Raw genomic sequence first — 16,252 nt, 5'->3', positions numbered from 1 at the left:
GAGCAATTCCACGAAAAGTCCGACGCGGTCCGCGAACTCTCGGTGTAATGCGAAGGCATCGCTCCAAGTGATCAGGTGGAGGGAATTTCCACATTGTCGATCAACCTCGTCGTGCCGAGCCAGACTGCCGCGAGCAGGCGGCCGTCGCGGTTCCGCTGCCAGGGTCCGAGCGTGACACCGGCGCGGGCTGCGACGTAGTCGATCTTTTGGAAGCCCGCGGAGACAAGGGCCTTTACGGCAACATCGGTGGCGCCGGCTTCATCCGCGCCGGCCGAAAGCGCCGCCGCGGTCTGGCGCAGAACCGCATTCAGCCTGCGCGCGATTTCGAGCTCGGCTTCGCCCAGATAGGCGTTGCGCGACGACATGGCGAGGCCATGGGTGTCGCGCACGGTCGGCGCGCCGATGATCTCGACGGGGAGGTCGAGATCGCGGCAGAGCTGCCTGACGACGCAAAGCTGCTGGTAGTCCTTCTCGCCGAACACGGCGCAATCGGGCGCCGCCTGCAGCAAGAGTTTGGCCACCACGGTCGCGACGCCGTCGAAGAAGCTCGGCCTGAAATCCGTTTCGAGGCCGGAGGAGGGGCCGCCGACCGAGATCTTGGTGGCGAAGCCGGCGGGGTACATTTCCGTTACGCCCGGCGTGAAGGCGAGATGCGCGCCCGCATCCCGCAACCGGTCGAGGTCGCGCGCCAGCTGGCGCGGATATTTGTTGAGATCTTCCGTCGGCGCGAACTGGGTCGGATTGACGAAGATCGAGACGACGCAGCGCTCGGCCCGTTCGAGCGCGATCCTGACCAGCGAGATGTGGCCGTCATGCAGCGCGCCCATGGTCGGCACCATGGCGACCTTGAGACCGGCCTGCCGCCAGTCCCGGACCTGCGTGCGAAGGGCGGTGACGCTGACGACGACGATTGGCTCGTTCATGTCTCGTCCTTGCCGGCTGCCGTCGTGAAGACGTGGTCGGGGCTGGGAAAGGCGCGGCTGCGCACCTCGGCGGCGTAGCGCGCCGCCGCATCCGCTATCACGCTGCGCAAGTCCGCATATTCCTTGACGAATTTCGGCACGCGGTCGACGGTCATGCCGACCATGTCGTCGATCACCAGGATCTGGCCGTCGCAGTCGGCACTGGCGCCGATACCGATGGTCGGTATGGAAATGTGATGGGTCAGCCTGGCAGCCACGGCCTCCATCGTGCCCTCTATGACGACGGAGAAGGCGCCGGCTTTTTCGACCGCTTCGGCATCGCGGAAGAGGGCAGCGATATTGTCCTGCGTCCGGCCCTTGATCTTGTAGCCGCCGTCCTTCTCCACCGACTGCGGCTGCAGGCCGATATGGCCCATCACCGGTATTCCTTCCGTGACGATCGCCGCGATCTGGGCGGCCATGTCGACGCCGCCTTCGAGCTTCACGGCCTGGCATCCTGTTTCCTCGGCGATACGCCTCGCAGACGTCGCGGCCTGGGCCGGTGAGGCCTCATAGCTGCCGGCCGGCATGTCGACCACGACGCAGGCTTTGGCCGAGCCGCGCATCACGGCCTGGCCGTGGGCGATCATCATCTCCAGCGACGCGCCGAGCGTCGTGGCGTGGCCATGCAGGACCATGGCGACGCTGTCGCCGACCAGGAGCAGGTCGACATGCGGGTCGAGCAGGCGAGCTATGGGGTAGGTGTAGGCAGTGAGGCAGACGATCGGCACGCCGCCCTTGCGGCGGCGAATGTCTTCGGCGTTGATCCGGTTGTCGGCGGACGGATCCCGGGTCAATCGTCACCTCCCTCAAGGGCGCGCCCGAAACGGGCTGGCCGAGCTTTAGAAAGACAGGCAGCGCTTGGCAAGCCGCGCTGTGGCTGGCGGCACGGCTGTATCGATTTAGCGCACGAAGCGTTTATACGCGCACCATGGCAAAACCCTTGCCTTCGCGGTGGCGGAACGCCATAAGCAGGAGAAAGGCGCAGCCGCTGCCGCCGCGAGGATCTGGATGAAAACTTTCCTGCTGCAGTTTTTCACCTGGTGGAACAGCCAGACGCTCGGCACCCGCTTCCACACCTGGCGCTTCGGCAAGCGGGTCGGCGAGGACGAAGCCGGCAACGTCTACTATGAGGGCGGCATCGATTCGGAAGGCCGCACCCGCCGCTGGGTCATCTATCGCGACTATTCGGAAGCCTCGAAGATCCCGCCCGGCTGGCATGGCTGGATCCATCATCGCGTCGACGCGGCCCCCTCCAGCGAAGGCTACAAGCCGCGTGAATGGCAGAAGCCGCATCAGGCGAATCCGACCGGAACACCGTCGGCCTATCGGCCGAAGGGTTCGATCCTGACCAACCAGCATCGCCCGCAGGTGACTGGCGATTACGACGCCTGGACGCCCGGATCGTAGTCCCCGGATCATAATCTAAGGCGCCGCTTCGGTCCTTTATCGCCACAATTGGCATTTAGCTGCTTGCTGACTGCGCAGCCATGATTAGCCTTGGGCATTGAAGAATCACCCGGGCACAACCACCGGTATTTGCATGAGTTCTTTTGGCCAAATTTCAAAGGCGTTGATCGCGGCGACATCCATTCTGGTTGCCTCGACAGCGGTCTTCGCCGCCGCGCAGGCGCCGGCCGCGCCTCCGGCCGCCGAACGCATCACCAATCCGGTGGCCGAGTTCGCCGGCATCGACAAGATCACCGGCCGCATCATCACCTTCGATGTCTATGTCGACGAGACCGTGCAGTTCGGCGCTCTGCAGGTAACGCCGCGCGTCTGCTATTCGCGGCCCGATACGGAACAGCCCAAGACCGATTCCTTCGTCGAGGTCGACGAGATCACGCTTGACCGCAAGATCCGCCGCATCTTCACCGGCTGGATGTTTGCCGAAAGTCCCGGCCTCAACGCCGTCGAGCACGCCGTCTATGACGTCTGGCTCAAGGGCTGCAAGCAGAAGTCGGATGTGCCGCCGCCGACCGCGGCCAAGGCCGATACGGCCAAGCCGAAGACCGATGCCGCCAAGCCCAAGGCTCCGGCGCAACCGGCCGACGCAGCGCCCGAGCCGAGCGGCGACGAGCCCGCCACCGCCAACTGATCTCGGAACCTGCCCGCCCCTGAGCCGTTCCAATCGGCAAGGCGAGGAGGATTCCGCGATGACCACCAAGAAGCCGATTACCGCCAACACGGAGGAGCTTCTCGATATCGAGAGAGGCTTCTGGACCGGCGATTCTGCCTATTATGAAGCCAACGCCGATACGGAATGCCTGGTTGCTTTTCCGCAGATGGCCAAGGCGATGACCAATGCCGAATTGGCGGAGACGGCCAGCAAGCCCAACCGCTGGCGTGGTCTCAACATCAAGCTGAAGGGCATGGTCGAACCCGGCAGCGACATTGTCGTGCTGACCTACGAGGCGCGTGCGACGCGCGAGAAGGGCGAGCCCTATGCGGCGTTGGTCAGCACGGGCTATGTCCATCGCGCCGACGGCTGGAAGATGATGTTCCATGCTCAGACGCCGTTGGAGACTGAGGCTCAAGGGTAGAAGACGGCCTCGCCCTTCAGCGCCTCGGCCAGCAGCTTCTCATACTGGCCGCGCGGCACGTCGACGGCGCCGAAGCGCTTCAAATGCTCGGTGGTGAACTGCGTGTCGAGCAGCGCGAAGCCACGCGCCTTCAGCCGTTCGACGAGATGGTAAAGACAGGTCTTCGAAGCGTCGGTCTCCCTGGCGAACATGCTTTCGCCGAAGAACACGCGTCCGAGCGAGACGCCGTAAAGGCCGCCGACCAGCCGGTCCTCGCGCCAGGCTTCGACCGAATGGCAATGGCCCAGGCGATAGAGCTCGACATAGGCTTCGCGGATCGGCGCGTTGATCCAGGTCGAGCGGCGCTCCTCGCGCGTTTCGGCGCAGCCGTCGATTGTCGCCTCGAAATCGAAATCGTAGCGGATGTCGAACGGATGCTTGCGGATCGTCTTCTTGAGGCTGCGCGGTGTGTGGAACCCGTCCAGCGGAATGATGCCGCGCGTTTCCGGCCGCACCCAGAACACTTCCGGGTCGTTGGCGCTCTCGGCCATCGGGAAGACGCCCGAAGCGTAAGCCCTGAGCAGCAGGTCGGTCGGTATGCGATAGCCTGGCGCGTAGGGGCGGGTCATCGCATCCCCGTGCTATTCACCCTTGGCCAGGTATTTTTCCAGCCAGTGGATATCGTAGTCGCCATTGGCGATGTCGGGATTGCCGACAAGGTCCCGGAACAGCGGCAGCGTTGTCTTGATGCCGTCGACGACGAATTCGTCAAGCGCGCGGCGCAGCCGCATCATGCATTCGACGCGGTTGCGACCGTGCACGATCAGCTTGCCGATCAGGCTGTCATAATAGGGCGGGATCCTGTAGCCCGAATAGACGCCGGAATCGACGCGGATGCCAAGGCCGCCGGGCGTGTGGAAATGCGTGATCGTGCCGGGCGAGGGCGTGAAGGTGCGCGGATCCTCGGCGTTGATGCGGCACTCGATGGCATGACCGTTGAACTTGATGTCTTCCTGCCTGACCGACAGCCCGCCGCCCGAAGCGACGCGGATCTGCTCATGCACGAGGTCGATGCCGGTGATCGCCTCGGTCACCGGATGCTCGACCTGCAGGCGCGTGTTCATTTCGATGAAATAGAACTCGCCATTCTCATAGAGGAATTCGATCGTGCCGGCACCCGAATAACCGAGATCGGCAATCGCCGTGGCGCAGATGCCGCCGATGCGCGAACGCTCCTCGGCATTGAGCGCTGGTGAATTGGCTTCCTCCCAGACCTTCTGGTGACGACGCTGCAGTGAGCAGTCGCGCTCGCCGAAATGCACGCCGCGACCGGCGCCGTCGCCGAACACCTGCACCTCGATATGGCGCGGCTTCTCCAGATACTTCTCGATATAGACGGCGTCGTCACCGAAGGCAGCGCCCGCTTCCGATTTGGCGGTCTGCAACGCGACTTCAAGATCGGCTTCGGTGCGCGCCACCTTCATGCCGCGGCCACCGCCGCCGGCGGAGGCCTTGATGATCACCGGATAGCCGATATCGGCGGCGACGCGCTTGGCTTCCTTCTCGTCGCTGATCGCGCCGTCGGATCCGGGCACCACGGGGATGCCGAGCCGCTTTGCCGTGCGCTTGGCCTCGATCTTGTCGCCCATGATGCGGATATGGTCACCCGACGGGCCGATGAAGGTGATGTTGTGGGCGGCGAGGATGTCGGCGAACTTGGCGTTTTCCGACAAGAAGCCGTAACCCGGATGCACGGCGTCGGCGCCGGTGATCTCGCAGGCAGCGACGATCTGGTGGATGTTGAGGTAGCTTTCACGCGAGGGCGGCGGGCCGATGCAGACGCTCTCGTCGGCAAGCCGCACATGCATGGCGTCGGAATCCGCCGTCGAATGGACCACCACCGTCTGGATGCCGAGCTCCTTGCAGGCGCGCAGCACCCTCAGGGCGATTTCGCCGCGATTGGCGATGAGGATCTTCTGGAACATCTCTTGGCTGTTACCGGCTTTACTCAAGGACCACCAGCGGCATGCCGTACTCGACCGGTTGGGCATCCTCGATGAGGATCGCCGTCACCGTGCCTGCGCGCGGCGAGGGGATCGGGTTCATCGTCTTCATCGCTTCGATGATGAGCAGCGTCTGGCCTTCCTTCACCTTCTGGCCGATCTCGACGAATGGCTTGGCGTCGGGCGAGGGCGCCAGATAGGCCGTGCCGACCATCGGCGAGGGCACGGCGTTCTTGGACGGATCGGCGGCCGCGGCCGGCTGAACCGCCGCGCCTACGGGACCGGCGGCGATCGCGGGCAGCGGCGCGGCAACCGCATGGATGGCCTGCGCCTGACGCGAGACGCGCACCTTGAGATCGCCGAGTTCGACCTCGATCTCGGTCAGGTTGGTGTCGTTCAGAATGCCCGCCAGGTCGCGGATCAACTGCTGGTCAACACCGGTCTTTTTTATCGACATTTTCGAGCCTTCTGTTTGGGGGCCGGTCACAGGCGTGCCGCCAGTGCCTGCAGCGCAAGCGTATAGCCTAGCGGCCCGAACCCGCAGATCATGCCGACAGCGACCGGCGAGACCATGGAGACGTGGCGAAAGGGCTCCCGCGCGTGGATGTTGGAAAGGTGGACTTCCGCGACGGGCAGCGGCGCGATGGCGCGGATGGCGTCATGGATGGCGATCGAGGTATGGCTGTAGGCACCGGGGTTGATGACGATGCCTGCCGCCTTGTCGCCGGCTTCCTGGATCCAGTCGACCAGGTCGCCCTCATGATTGGACTGGCGAAAATCGATCTCCAGCCCGAGCGCGGCGCCCGCCGCCTTGCAATCCTCGGCAATGGCCGCAAGCGTCTTGCCGCCATAAATCCCCGGCTCGCGCTTGCCGAGCGCATTGAGATTGGGACCGTTGAGGACGAAAATCGTTTTCAATATGCCGACCTTGTTCTACGCCGACCCCAAGCCGGCGCACTGGGCCTCTATAATGGGCATAGCCGCCCGCGAAAAGAGCGCAAGTGCGTTCTTTCGCTGTCCACAGCGGCCGGCTTTTGCACTCGCATTCGCCTAGAGCGCGCTCTTTGCCTCTTCGATCTTTTCCGCCAGGACCTGCTTGCCGAGCGCTCCGAAGATCACCTCGTTGCCGACCACATAGGACGGCGTGCCGGTGATCGACAGTTTCGTCGCAAGGTCATAGGTGCGCGAAAGCGTTTCGGCGATGCGGGGATCCTTCATCTTCTCGCGCAGCGTCGCTTCGTCGGCGCCCAGCGAGAGCGCTACCTTGATCGCGGTCGCTTCGGTGGCGCGGCCTTGGCCCCCGAGCAGCGCGGTATGGAATTCGCCGTATTTCTCCGGCTTCATCAGATGGAACGCCATGGAGACGACGCTGGCCTTCTGCGAATCCGGGCTGAGGATCGGGAATTCCTTGAGCACGAAGCGCAGGTCTGAGTCGGACTTGGTCAGCGCCTGCATGTCCTCGATGGCGCGTTTGCAGAAGCCGCAATTGTAGTCGTAGAACTCGACGATCGTGACCTTGCCCTTCGGATTTCCGACCACCCCGTCGAAGGTGGAGTTGAAGATCTCGTTCTTGGAATCCTTGATGACGCCGAGCGCGGCGAGCCGCTGCTCCTCTTTCTGCTTGGCCTCGAGCGCGTCCTGCACCTCGAGCAGAACTTCCGGATTCTTCAAGAGATAATCGCGGATGATGCCTTCGACCTCCTTTCGATCAATCTTGGTGTCGGCGGAGGCCTTGGTGTCGGTCGAGGACGTGACTTGAGCCACTTGCACGGTATCGGCCTTCGCTGCCTGCGGATTTCCCGCCACGAAACCGAAGGCCAACATGCCGAGCGCCACCGCCAGACCGCCAGCACTGCCAAGCAGGATTGCCTTGTTCATGATCGTCGTTCCTTTTGCCTGTTCCGGTCCGCCTTTGTCGCCGCCAACGTCCGGGAGGTTCATTTCAGTTTGTTCGATGGCGTGTAGTTTATGATATCCTGAGCGCGGACCCAGCGGGGTTCGCCGCGCTTCAATTTCTGTTGAGCGCGCATGGCAAAGATCTTCGCGTTCTTGTAGTCGCCCGCATAGTAATGGCCCTCGGCTGTGGCAAGATCGGCGGCCGGAATGTCGCCGAGTTCGCCATATGCCTGCGCCAGAAAGCGATAAGGTTCGGGATTCTCCTTGTCCCGCCCGACGCCATTGTTGAGCTGGACCACTGCCTTCTTGATCGAATCGGGCGTGCCCACCGCCATCAGAGCCTGGCCTAGAGAAACCAAAAGCAGTCCGGAGCGCGCGGAATCGAGGCTTGCCGCCTTGGCATAGGCGTCCGCGGCGTCCTTCGGCTTGTTGATCTTCATCAGGATATCGCCGCGCAACTCCTGGAAATAGGGGGTCTTCGGCTGCTCCTTGATCAGCGCCGCCGTCTTGATCAGCGCGGCGCCCGGATTGCCATAGAGATAGGTCTGCTGGGCGTCGCCATAGCGCGAGGCGAGGCTGGTCGGGTTCTTGCGCATCAGCCGCGCAACGGCCGCCTGGCCCTGCATATAGGCGGCGATCTTGATGCGCATCATGTCATGCCGCTGCTGCAGCGCCGGCGGGTCGACAGCGTTGACGAAGGGGCTTTGCTTGACGAGCACTTCGAGGTTGGCGATGCGCTCCTGCGGCATCGGATGGCTGATCCGGTAGGGGTCGACCTGGGTGCCGGCCAGCGACAACGCGCTCTGGAAGCGGGCGAAGGTCTTCAGCATGCCCATGCCGGACTGGCCGGTGGCGTTCAGATAGGCGATCGCCGAGCGGTCGGCGGTGATTTCTTCGGTACGCTGATAGGCGAGGATTGAGCGCTGCGCCATCTCGCCGCCGCCGGCGGCGACGCCCATGCCGGCACCTGCCAGGCTCCTGCTGTTGGTGGTGGCACCGGCGACCATGGCGCCGGCGCCGAGCAGCGTGGCGATGATGGCCATGGTCTTGGCGCGGTCGAGCTGGTCACGCAATTTCTGCTGGTGCCCGCCGGCGATATGGCCGGCCTCGTGCGCGATGACGCCGATGATCTCGTTCGGCGTTTCGGCGGTCACCAACGCCCCGGTGTTGATGAACAGGCGCCGTCCGGTGACGAAGGCGTTGAAACTCTGATCGTTGACCAGAACAATGTCGATGCCGTCATTGGCAAGCCCCGCCGCCTTGAAGATCGGCCGGGCATAGTCGCGCACCAGCGCCTCGATCTCGGCGTCGCGCACCACCGGCACGCTCTGCGCGAAGGCGCTGACCGAGCTTGAGACGGCAACGGTGGCGGCAAGCAGAAGCGTCGCGAAGCCGCGCGCGGTTCGGCCGAGGGAGGTCGATTCGCCAATCAATGGTCGGGGTCGGCTCAACATAAGGTCCACTGGTAGACGAGCGGGCGAAAGATGAAAAGTCGGCGCCGGTAACTTCCTGCGCGCTTGTGGTCTCCACATCAATCGGGCATTTGTGCGGCGCTGTCCTCCAACCCGGACAGTTCACGGGCAGGTTTGAGACGGATTCGGTCCGGAACTTCGCCGGATAAGGGCAGAAGAGGTCAAATGGTCGTTTCGCTTTCGCGCCGAGGGGAAGTCGAGCCGTTCCACGCCATGGACATCCTGGCCGAAGCCAACCGGCTTAAGGCTACCGGCGTGTCCGTGGTGTCGATGGCCGTCGGCCAGCCGTCCGATCCCGCGCCGGCCGGCGTCCGCGAGGCCGCGGCCGCGGCTCTGAGGCATGGCCGCATCGGCTACACCGACGCTTTGGGTCTGGCCGATCTGCGCGAGGCGATCGCTGCCCATTATGGCGAGCATTACGGGATTGATGTCGCGCCGTCGCGCATCGCCGTCACGACCGGCTCGTCAGCCGCCTTCAACCTTGCCTTCCTGGCAATGTTCGATCCGGGCGACCGCGTCGCTATCGCCGCGCCCGGCTATCCCGCCTACCGCAACATCATGGCCGCGCTCGGCATCGAGGTCGTCGAAATCGAGCTCGGTTCGGATGCCTACCTGCATGCCGAGCATCTGAAGGCCGCGCATCGCGAGAAGGCGCTGAAGGGCGTGCTGTTCGCCAGCCCCGCCAATCCGACCGGCGCGGTCATTCCGGCGGCTGAACTTGCAGCGCTGGTGAAGACGGCCGAGGAACTCGGCATCGCCGTGATCTCGGACGAAATCTATCACAGGCTGGCCTATGCGGCGCCGGATGTAACCGCGCTGGCGCACGGCGCCGGCGTCACCGCGATCAACTCCTTCTCGAAATACTATTGCATGACCGGCTGGCGCATCGGCTGGATGGTGCTGCCCGAAGAACTGGTGCGGCCGGTCGAGCGCGTCGCCCAGAGCCTCTACATCTCGCCGCCGGAACTGTCGCAGATCGCCGCGATCGAGGCGTTCAAGGCGACCGAGGAACTGGAAAAGGTGAAGGCGCGCTATGCCTGGAACCGCGACCTTCTGATGAAGCGTCTGCCGGAGCTTGGTTTCGCGCTCGCAGCGCCGATGGACGGCGCCTTCTATGCCTTCTGCGACGTCACCCGCCACACCAATGACAGCATGGCTTTTGCGCGAAAAATGCTTGCCGAAGCGCATGTCGCGGCAACGCCCGGCCGCGATTTCGACCCGCTGCAGGGGCATCGCACCATGCGCTTTTCCTATGCCGGCAGCCATGACGACATGGTCGAGGCGCTGGCGCGCATCGAACGCTGGCTGAAATAGAAACCATGCCCGAACTCGAGCAAGCATTGGCCGAGGTGGCCGCCGAAATGGCCGAGCGCACAGATCGCGGCGAGGTGGCGACCTACATTCCGCAACTCGGCAAGGTCGATCCGGGGAAATTCGGCATCGCCGCCGTCACCAATGATGGCCGCGTCATCCTTGCCGGCGATGCGGATCAACCCTTTTCGATCCAGAGCGTCTCGAAAGTCTTCACGCTGACGCTGGCGCTGGGCAAGGTCGGCGATGCGCTTTGGCACCGCGTCGGCCGCGAGCCGTCCGGCAATCCGTTCAACTCGATCGTTCAGCTCGAGCATGAGAACGGCATCCCGCGCAATCCGTTCATCAATGCCGGCGCCATCGTCGTCTCCGATGTGTTGCTCGCCGGCCATCAGCCGCGCGAGGCGATCGGCGAAATCCTGCGCTTCATCCAGTTCCTCGCCGATGACGAGACGATCATCATCGACCGCGAAGTGGCGGCATCCGAGCGGGCCACTGGCTACCGCAACTTCGCCCTGGCCAACTACATGAAATCTTTCGGCAATCTCCATCACGCGCCGGAACTCGCGCTGGGTGTCTATTTCCATCATTGCGCGATTGCCATGAGTTGCCGCCAGCTTGCCATGGCGGGCCGGTTCCTCGCCAATGGCGGCAGGAACCCTGCGACGGGACATACCGTCGTATCGCCCGAGCGGGCGCGTCGCATCGGCGCGCTGATGCTGACTTGCGGCCACTATGACGGCTCTGGCGATTTCGCCTTCCGCGTCGGCATTCCCGGCAAAAGCGGTGTCGGTGGCGGCATTCTCGGCATCGTGCCTGGCGTGGCTTCGCTGGCGGTGTGGTCGCCCGGCCTCAACGAGAACGGCAACTCCAAACTGGGCTCCATCGCCCTGGAGAAGCTCGCCCGGATGATGAACTGGTCGATCTTCGCGCCTTAAAAGCAATTCCAGGAAAAGTGCGCAGCGGTTGAGCTCGGCGACTTCGCCGTAGCCTTCCGTCCGGAATTGCGGAGGCAAAAAAGCAATTCCAGGAAAAGTGCGCATCGGTTGAGCCCTGCGACCTCGCCGTCGCCTTCCGTCCGGAATTGCGGAGGCAAAAAAGCAATTCCAGGAAAAGTGCGCAGCGGTTTTCCGTTAAAGGCTGCCGACGGAATGAAAAATCCCGCGCCGGATCCGGCGCGGGATTTTTCTAAAAGGTCAGTCTAACGATCTGAAAGGTTTAGAAAAAACCCTTGCGCTGCCACCAGCCGGCGCGCTTCGGCTTGTCTTCGGCCTTGGCCTCGTCGCTTACAGTCGAAGATACGACGGGCACAGCCGGCGCATCGACCGACTGCGGCTTGCGCCGCGTCGGATGGGCGGCGGCGGACTCCGCCTCGGGCGCCCCGGCAGCAGCTGCCACGGGCTCGGGCTCGGCAGCCACGGATGCGACCTGGGCTTCCGCCACAGGTTCGGACACCGTCTCGGCCACGGTTTCCTCGGCCGCCTTCTTGGCCCTCGAACGGCGGGGCTTCTTCGGCTTCTCTACCGCCCCGGCATCGTCATTGGCCGCCGCCGGAGCGGAAGGTTCTTCAGCCGGGGCTGCGGCTGATGGCGCAATGGCAGCGTCCTCGCCTTGCGCCGCTTGGTCCTCGATGTCGCCGCCGGCTTCGCCGGCGACGGCGTCCGAAGCCTCGTCGTCGTGGCGGTTGCGCTTGCCGCCGCGCTTCCCGCGCCGGCGCTTCTTGCCGGAACCGTCCTCGGCAGCGGCCACCACGGCCTCGCCACCGGCGGTCACCTCCTCGCCACCGGCTGTCACCTCCTCGGCGGCCTCATCTGTTGCATCGTCATCGGCTTCGCCAGCTTCCGTCGATGCAGCCGCGGCATCTCCATTTTGCTCGCGGTCGCGATCCCTGCCGCCACGCCGCCGCCGGCGCTTGCGGCGCTTGCGATCCCGACCTTCGCCGTCCTCGGACCGCTGCTGCTGGCCCTGCTGCGGGTGGCGCGGCTGTTCGGCCTGGACCGAAACTTCCTCTTCCTCCTCGATGACGATCTCGTCCTCGGGCTCCTCCGGCTCGACATAGGCCGGCAGGCTGCGCACCTCGACAAAGCCCTCCGGCTTCTCGGCAACGGCACCGCGGAAGATCGCGTAGTGCTGGGTGCCGAGCGTTTCATCGGCCTCGATCGTGATCGTCAGGCCGAAGCGAGCTTCGAGCTCCACCAGGTTCGCGCGCTTGTGGTTGAGCACATAAAGCGCGGTCGCGGCCGGCGTGCGCACGATGATGTGGCTGCGCGAATCCTTGAGCAGGAATTCCTCGATCGCCCGCACCACCATCAGCGCCACGGAGGAATCGGAGCGCACATGGCCGGTGCCGCCGCAATGCGGGCAGGGCTTCATGGTCGATTCCAGCACGCTGGCGCGGATGCGCTGGCGCGACATTTCCATCAGGCCGAAATGCGAGATGCGGCCGACCTGGATACGGGCGCGGTCGTTCTTGAGGTGATCCTTCAGCCGCTTCTCGACGGAGCGGTTGTTGCGGTTCTCCTCCATGTCGATGAAGTCGATGACGATGAGGCCGGCAAGGTCGCGCAGTCGCAACTGGCGCGCGACTTCCTCGGCCGCTTCCAGATTGGTGTGGAGCGCGGTCTCCTCGATCGAATGCTCCTTGGTGGAGCGGCCGGAGTTGACGTCGATCGAAACCAGCGCCTCGGTCTGGTTGATGATGATGTAACCGCCGCTCTTCAGCGTCACCTGCGGTTGCAGCATGCGGTCGAGCTGTGCCTCGATGCCGTTGCGCACGAAAATCGGCGTGGTGTCGCGGAACGGCTGAACCACCTTGGCGTGGCTCGGCATCAGCATGCGCATGAAGTCCTTGGCCTCGCGGTAGCCGTCTTCGCCGGAGACCAGGATTTCGTCGATATCCTTGTTGTAGAGGTCGCGCACCGAGCGCTTGATCAGGCTGCCTTCCTCATAGACCAGGGCAGGCGCCGACGACTGGAGCGTCAGGTTGCGGACGTTTTCCCAAAGCCGCATCAGATATTCGTAGTCGCGCTTGATCTCGGCCTTGGTGCGGCTTTCGCCGGCGGTGCGCAGGATGACGCCCATGCCCTGCGGCACTTCGAGGTCGGCCACGACCTCCTTCAGGCGCTTGCGGTCCTGGGCGTTGGTGATCTTGCGCGAGATGCCGCCACCGCGCGCGGTGTTGGGCATCAGCACCGAATAGCGGCCGGCAAGCGAAAGATAGGTGGTGAGCGCCGCGCCCTTGTTGCCGCGCTCTTCCTTGACCACCTGCACCAGCAGGATTTGGCGGCGCTTGATGACTTCCTGGATCTTGTACTGACGACGAACCGGCTTGCGGCGGTTGCGGATCTCCTCGAGCGCGTCTTCGGCGCCGACCGATTCGACCTCGTGCTCGTCCGAATGCGAGGCCGAGACCTCCTCCAGCATGCCGCGATCATTGTCGCTGGCGGCGGCCTCGCCGGTCTGCTCGGGCTGATCCGCCTGCGCGACCGCCTCGGAAATCACATCGGCTCCGACGCTCGCGGCAATCGAGGTGGGGCCACCGTCGGATGGCTTGTCATCCTCGTCGTGCGTGGCGTCGTCGCCGCCAGTCTCGGCGGCGGGTTCTTCAGCCGTTTCCGATGCGGCCTCGACGGCCTCGGAGACTGTTTCGGTATTCTCTGCCGCGGCATCGGCCGTCTCGCCGCCGGCTTCCTCGGCAATCTCGGCGGCGGTTTCGGCTACGGCCTCGATCGGGCCTTCCTCATTTTCCGAGGCAGCGTGCTTGTGCTCGCCGCGGTCGCGGTTCTTGCCGCCGCGCCGACGGTTGCGCCGGCCGCCGCGATCGCGCGCCTGCTGCTCTTCGCCGCTCTCGGCTTCCTCGTCGTCTTCGTCCTCGGCCTCCTGCGCTTCGGCGCGCAGCAGAGCCTGACGGTCGGCAACCGGGATCTGGTAGTAGTCGGGGTGAATTTCACTGAAGGCGAGAAAACCGTGACGGTTGCCGCCATATTCGACAAAGGCTGCCTGGAGGGAAGGTTCGACCCGGGTTACCCGGGCCAGGTAGATGTTTCCTTTGAGCTGCTTCTTGTCCTGAGATTCAAAGTCGAATTCTTCGATGCGGTTACCGCGAACGACAACAACGCGTGTTTCCTCCGGGTGGGAGGCGTCTATCAGCATCTTGTTGGGCATTATTTTGTTTCCTTCCGGCAGCCGACAGCCGCAGCTGGCGTGGCAGAGCCCGCCGCTGTGCGCCTGTATGTGTGTGCATGCCGGATAATTGAATGTCCGCCGGCCGCCGCTTGAGCGCAATGGCGGTGCCGCCCGCAGCCATTATGGCGCGGTTTGATGCGGACCTTTCCATGATTGCGCTTGAAGCCATCGGCACCAGCAGAACCTTTTGAACCAAAGCCCGGGCAGAGCCGGACCAGCTTGTTTGCTCACAAAGAGCCGGCGCGGGGCAAACCCGGCCGTTTTCCTCACGCAAGCGATTCCCCCGCCACGAGGGCACGCCTGCGAAAATCGTCGCGACCACCTGAGCCCGGAACGGTAAGGAGCCGCCTTTGCATCCGACCTATGGCAGGAAACTGCTGAGGCGAGCGGTTCCAGGATTGCAGTGATCCAACGTCGCTTTTATGATTTGGCGGGATGGAAGGCAACCCCGATTTCGGATGCCGGCAAAAAGCGCTTCCGCAGGGGAAGGCGCCTCTCGTCTCGCTCGATGAAAGGCTTGGTTAACCTTCTCTGAATACCAATCGTTAATCGAATTGGCGGCCTGACAGGCACTCTGCGAGAAGACCGGGCGCAATGCGTCAAACCGGGAGCGACTGGAAAGAGATGGGACTGGCAGGCAGCGCAGACAAGAGGGGTGGGGCCGCGGCGCATTTCCCGCGCATGGCCTGGGCCGCCTTGCTGCTGGCGATCCTGTTCTGTTTCACGGCCGCCGCGCGCGCCGACGCCCCGCTTGGCGCGACCGGCTGCAAGATGGCCGGCGACGCCACCAAGATGCGCATCGTGGTGAATTTCGACCGCGAGCCGGACGTCAAATGGTTCCTGCTGCGCGGGCCCAATCGCCTGGTCGTCGACCTGCCGCGAACGCGATTCGCTCTTGACGCCAGGGATGTGAAGCCGCGCGGCCTAGTGCGGGCTGTCCGCTACGGCGATCAGGGACATGGTTCGCGTCTCATCCTCACCGGCAAGGGGCCCTTTACCGTCGACAAACTCGACGTGCTCAAGAACGACGACGGCAGCGGCTACCGCATCGCCATCGATATGTCGGCGGCCTCGGAGCGGGAGTTCGACAACGCTCTGGCCAACCAGTCGCTGACGACCGGTTCTACGGTTTCCACCGAAAAGGGCGAACGGGTCGGCACCGGACCGGTCTCGGCGCCCGGCCATCGCTTCACGGTGGTTATCGATCCGGGCCATGGCGGCGTCGACGGCGGCGCCGAAAGCAACGCCGGCACGGTCGAGAAGGACGTCACGCTCGCTTTTGCGAAGGGACTGCGCGACAAGCTGGCCGCGGTGGGCAAATACGATATCTACATGACACGCGAGAACGACGTGTACCTGCCGCTCGACGAGCGCGTGCGCATTGCCCGCCAGCACGAGGCCGACCTGCTGATCTCGATCCATGCCGATACGATCGCCGTCAAAGGTCTTCGCGGCGCCACCGTCTACACGCTGTCGGACAAGGCATCCGATCCGGAGGCCCAGGCGCTCGCCGATCGCGAAAACCTGTCCGACCAATTCGCCGGCATGAAGATCGAGGACGACAACAAGGAAGTCACCGACATCCTGATCGATCTGATCCGCCGTGAAACCCATGGTTTCTCGATGAGCTTCGCCCATACGCTGGTCGGCCAGTTGTCTACCAGCGTCGGCCTTATCAACAACCCGCAGCGCTCGGCCGGCTTCAGGGTGCTCAAGGCTCCGGACGTGCCGTCCGTCCTGGTCGAGCTTGGCTACCTCTCCAACGCCAAGGACGAGGCGCAACTGCTCAATGCCGACTGGCGCGGCAAGGCGGCGCAAAGCATAACCAACGCTGTTGCCCTGTTTGCCGCGGCCAAGGCCGGAACCGCGACGGGTGGCTGAGCGGCCGCGCCCGCTCACAA

15 protein-coding genes are annotated in these 16,252 nt (G+C 64.0%); 6 read left to right on the top strand and 9 right to left on the bottom strand.

What is annotated here, in order from left to right:
* Positions 1-71: 71 nt before the first annotated feature.
* Both panC and panB read right to left on the bottom strand, forming a co-directional pair.
* Positions 72-923 (bottom strand): pantoate--beta-alanine ligase, encoded by an 852-nt coding sequence (gene panC, locus ACWGS9_RS20075; RefSeq protein WP_454506870.1) that lies wholly within the window; start codon positions 921-923, stop codon positions 72-74.
* The gene (panB, locus tag ACWGS9_RS20070) at positions 920-1,759 is read right to left on the bottom strand and encodes a 3-methyl-2-oxobutanoate hydroxymethyltransferase (protein WP_454506869.1); all 840 of its coding nucleotides are present in this window, start codon (positions 1,757-1,759) and stop codon (positions 920-922) included. The genes panC and panB overlap by 4 nt, the downstream gene beginning before the upstream one ends.
* A gap of 214 nt (positions 1,760-1,973) precedes the next feature.
* Here panB and ACWGS9_RS20065 point away from each other — a divergent pair, with 214 nt between their 5' ends.
* The 3 genes from ACWGS9_RS20065 to ACWGS9_RS20055 all read left to right on the top strand — a co-directional run bounded on the left by ACWGS9_RS20065 (position 1,974) and on the right by ACWGS9_RS20055 (position 3,505).
* Positions 1,974-2,372 (top strand): NADH:ubiquinone oxidoreductase subunit NDUFA12, encoded by a 399-nt coding sequence (locus tag ACWGS9_RS20065; RefSeq protein ID WP_454506868.1) that lies wholly within the window; start codon positions 1,974-1,976, stop codon positions 2,370-2,372.
* A 133-nt stretch (positions 2,373-2,505) separates the two neighbouring features.
* Positions 2,506-3,060, top strand: coding sequence for a DUF2155 domain-containing protein (locus ACWGS9_RS20060; protein ID WP_454506867.1), 555 nt, complete (start codon positions 2,506-2,508; stop codon positions 3,058-3,060).
* 58 nt (positions 3,061-3,118) lie between these two features.
* Positions 3,119-3,505 (top strand): hypothetical protein, encoded by a 387-nt coding sequence (locus ACWGS9_RS20055; RefSeq protein WP_454506866.1) that lies wholly within the window; start codon positions 3,119-3,121, stop codon positions 3,503-3,505.
* On the opposite strand, the gene aat is transcribed toward ACWGS9_RS20055, so the two are convergent.
* The 6 genes from aat to ACWGS9_RS20025 form a co-directional block, all read right to left on the bottom strand.
* Entirely contained in the window at positions 3,496-4,113 is a 618-nt protein-coding gene (gene aat / locus ACWGS9_RS20050) for a leucyl/phenylalanyl-tRNA--protein transferase (RefSeq protein WP_454506865.1), read from the bottom strand. The genes ACWGS9_RS20055 and aat overlap by 10 nt on opposite strands.
* 12 nt (positions 4,114-4,125) lie before the next feature.
* Complete coding sequence (gene accC / locus ACWGS9_RS20045; protein WP_454506864.1) at positions 4,126-5,469, bottom strand: acetyl-CoA carboxylase biotin carboxylase subunit; 1,344 nt, start codon at positions 5,467-5,469, stop codon at positions 4,126-4,128.
* 19 nt (positions 5,470-5,488) lie between these two features.
* On the bottom strand, positions 5,489-5,944 hold the full coding sequence (gene accB / locus ACWGS9_RS20040; RefSeq protein ID WP_454506863.1) for an acetyl-CoA carboxylase biotin carboxyl carrier protein: 456 nt from the start codon (positions 5,942-5,944) through the stop codon (positions 5,489-5,491).
* 26 nt (positions 5,945-5,970) lie between these two features.
* Entirely contained in the window at positions 5,971-6,405 is a 435-nt protein-coding gene (gene aroQ, locus ACWGS9_RS20035) for a type II 3-dehydroquinate dehydratase (protein WP_149801995.1), read from the bottom strand.
* A 132-nt stretch (positions 6,406-6,537) separates the two neighbouring features.
* Positions 6,538-7,365: a DsbA family protein gene (locus ACWGS9_RS20030; protein WP_454506862.1), complete on the bottom strand. Its 828-nt coding sequence runs from the start codon at positions 7,363-7,365 to the stop codon at positions 6,538-6,540.
* 59 nt (positions 7,366-7,424) lie between these two features.
* Positions 7,425-8,837: a M48 family metalloprotease gene (locus ACWGS9_RS20025; protein ID WP_454506861.1), complete on the bottom strand. Its 1,413-nt coding sequence runs from the start codon at positions 8,835-8,837 to the stop codon at positions 7,425-7,427.
* 183 nt (positions 8,838-9,020) lie between these two features.
* Here ACWGS9_RS20025 and ACWGS9_RS20020 point away from each other — a divergent pair, with 183 nt between their 5' ends.
* Both ACWGS9_RS20020 and ACWGS9_RS20015 read left to right on the top strand, forming a co-directional pair.
* Complete coding sequence (locus tag ACWGS9_RS20020) at positions 9,021-10,169, top strand: pyridoxal phosphate-dependent aminotransferase (protein WP_454506860.1); 1,149 nt, start codon at positions 9,021-9,023, stop codon at positions 10,167-10,169.
* Between the two features lie 5 nt (positions 10,170-10,174).
* The gene (locus ACWGS9_RS20015) at positions 10,175-11,104 is read left to right on the top strand and encodes a glutaminase (protein ID WP_454506859.1); all 930 of its coding nucleotides are present in this window, start codon (positions 10,175-10,177) and stop codon (positions 11,102-11,104) included.
* Positions 11,105-11,384: 280 nt separating this feature from the next.
* Here the strand turns inward: ACWGS9_RS20015 and ACWGS9_RS20010 are convergent, their stop codons facing one another.
* Positions 11,385-14,330: an Rne/Rng family ribonuclease gene (locus ACWGS9_RS20010; protein WP_454506858.1), complete on the bottom strand. Its 2,946-nt coding sequence runs from the start codon at positions 14,328-14,330 to the stop codon at positions 11,385-11,387.
* A 702-nt stretch (positions 14,331-15,032) separates the two neighbouring features.
* Here ACWGS9_RS20010 and ACWGS9_RS20005 point away from each other — a divergent pair.
* Positions 15,033-16,232, top strand: a complete 1,200-nt coding sequence (locus ACWGS9_RS20005; RefSeq protein ID WP_454506916.1) for an N-acetylmuramoyl-L-alanine amidase — start codon at positions 15,033-15,035, stop codon at positions 16,230-16,232.
* Positions 16,233-16,252 lie beyond the last annotated feature (20 nt).

Source organism: Mesorhizobium sp. Arg314 (assembly GCF_053714275.1).
Note: the sequence above shows the minus strand (reverse complement) of the source record. Positions and strands in the feature narration are given on the sequence as shown.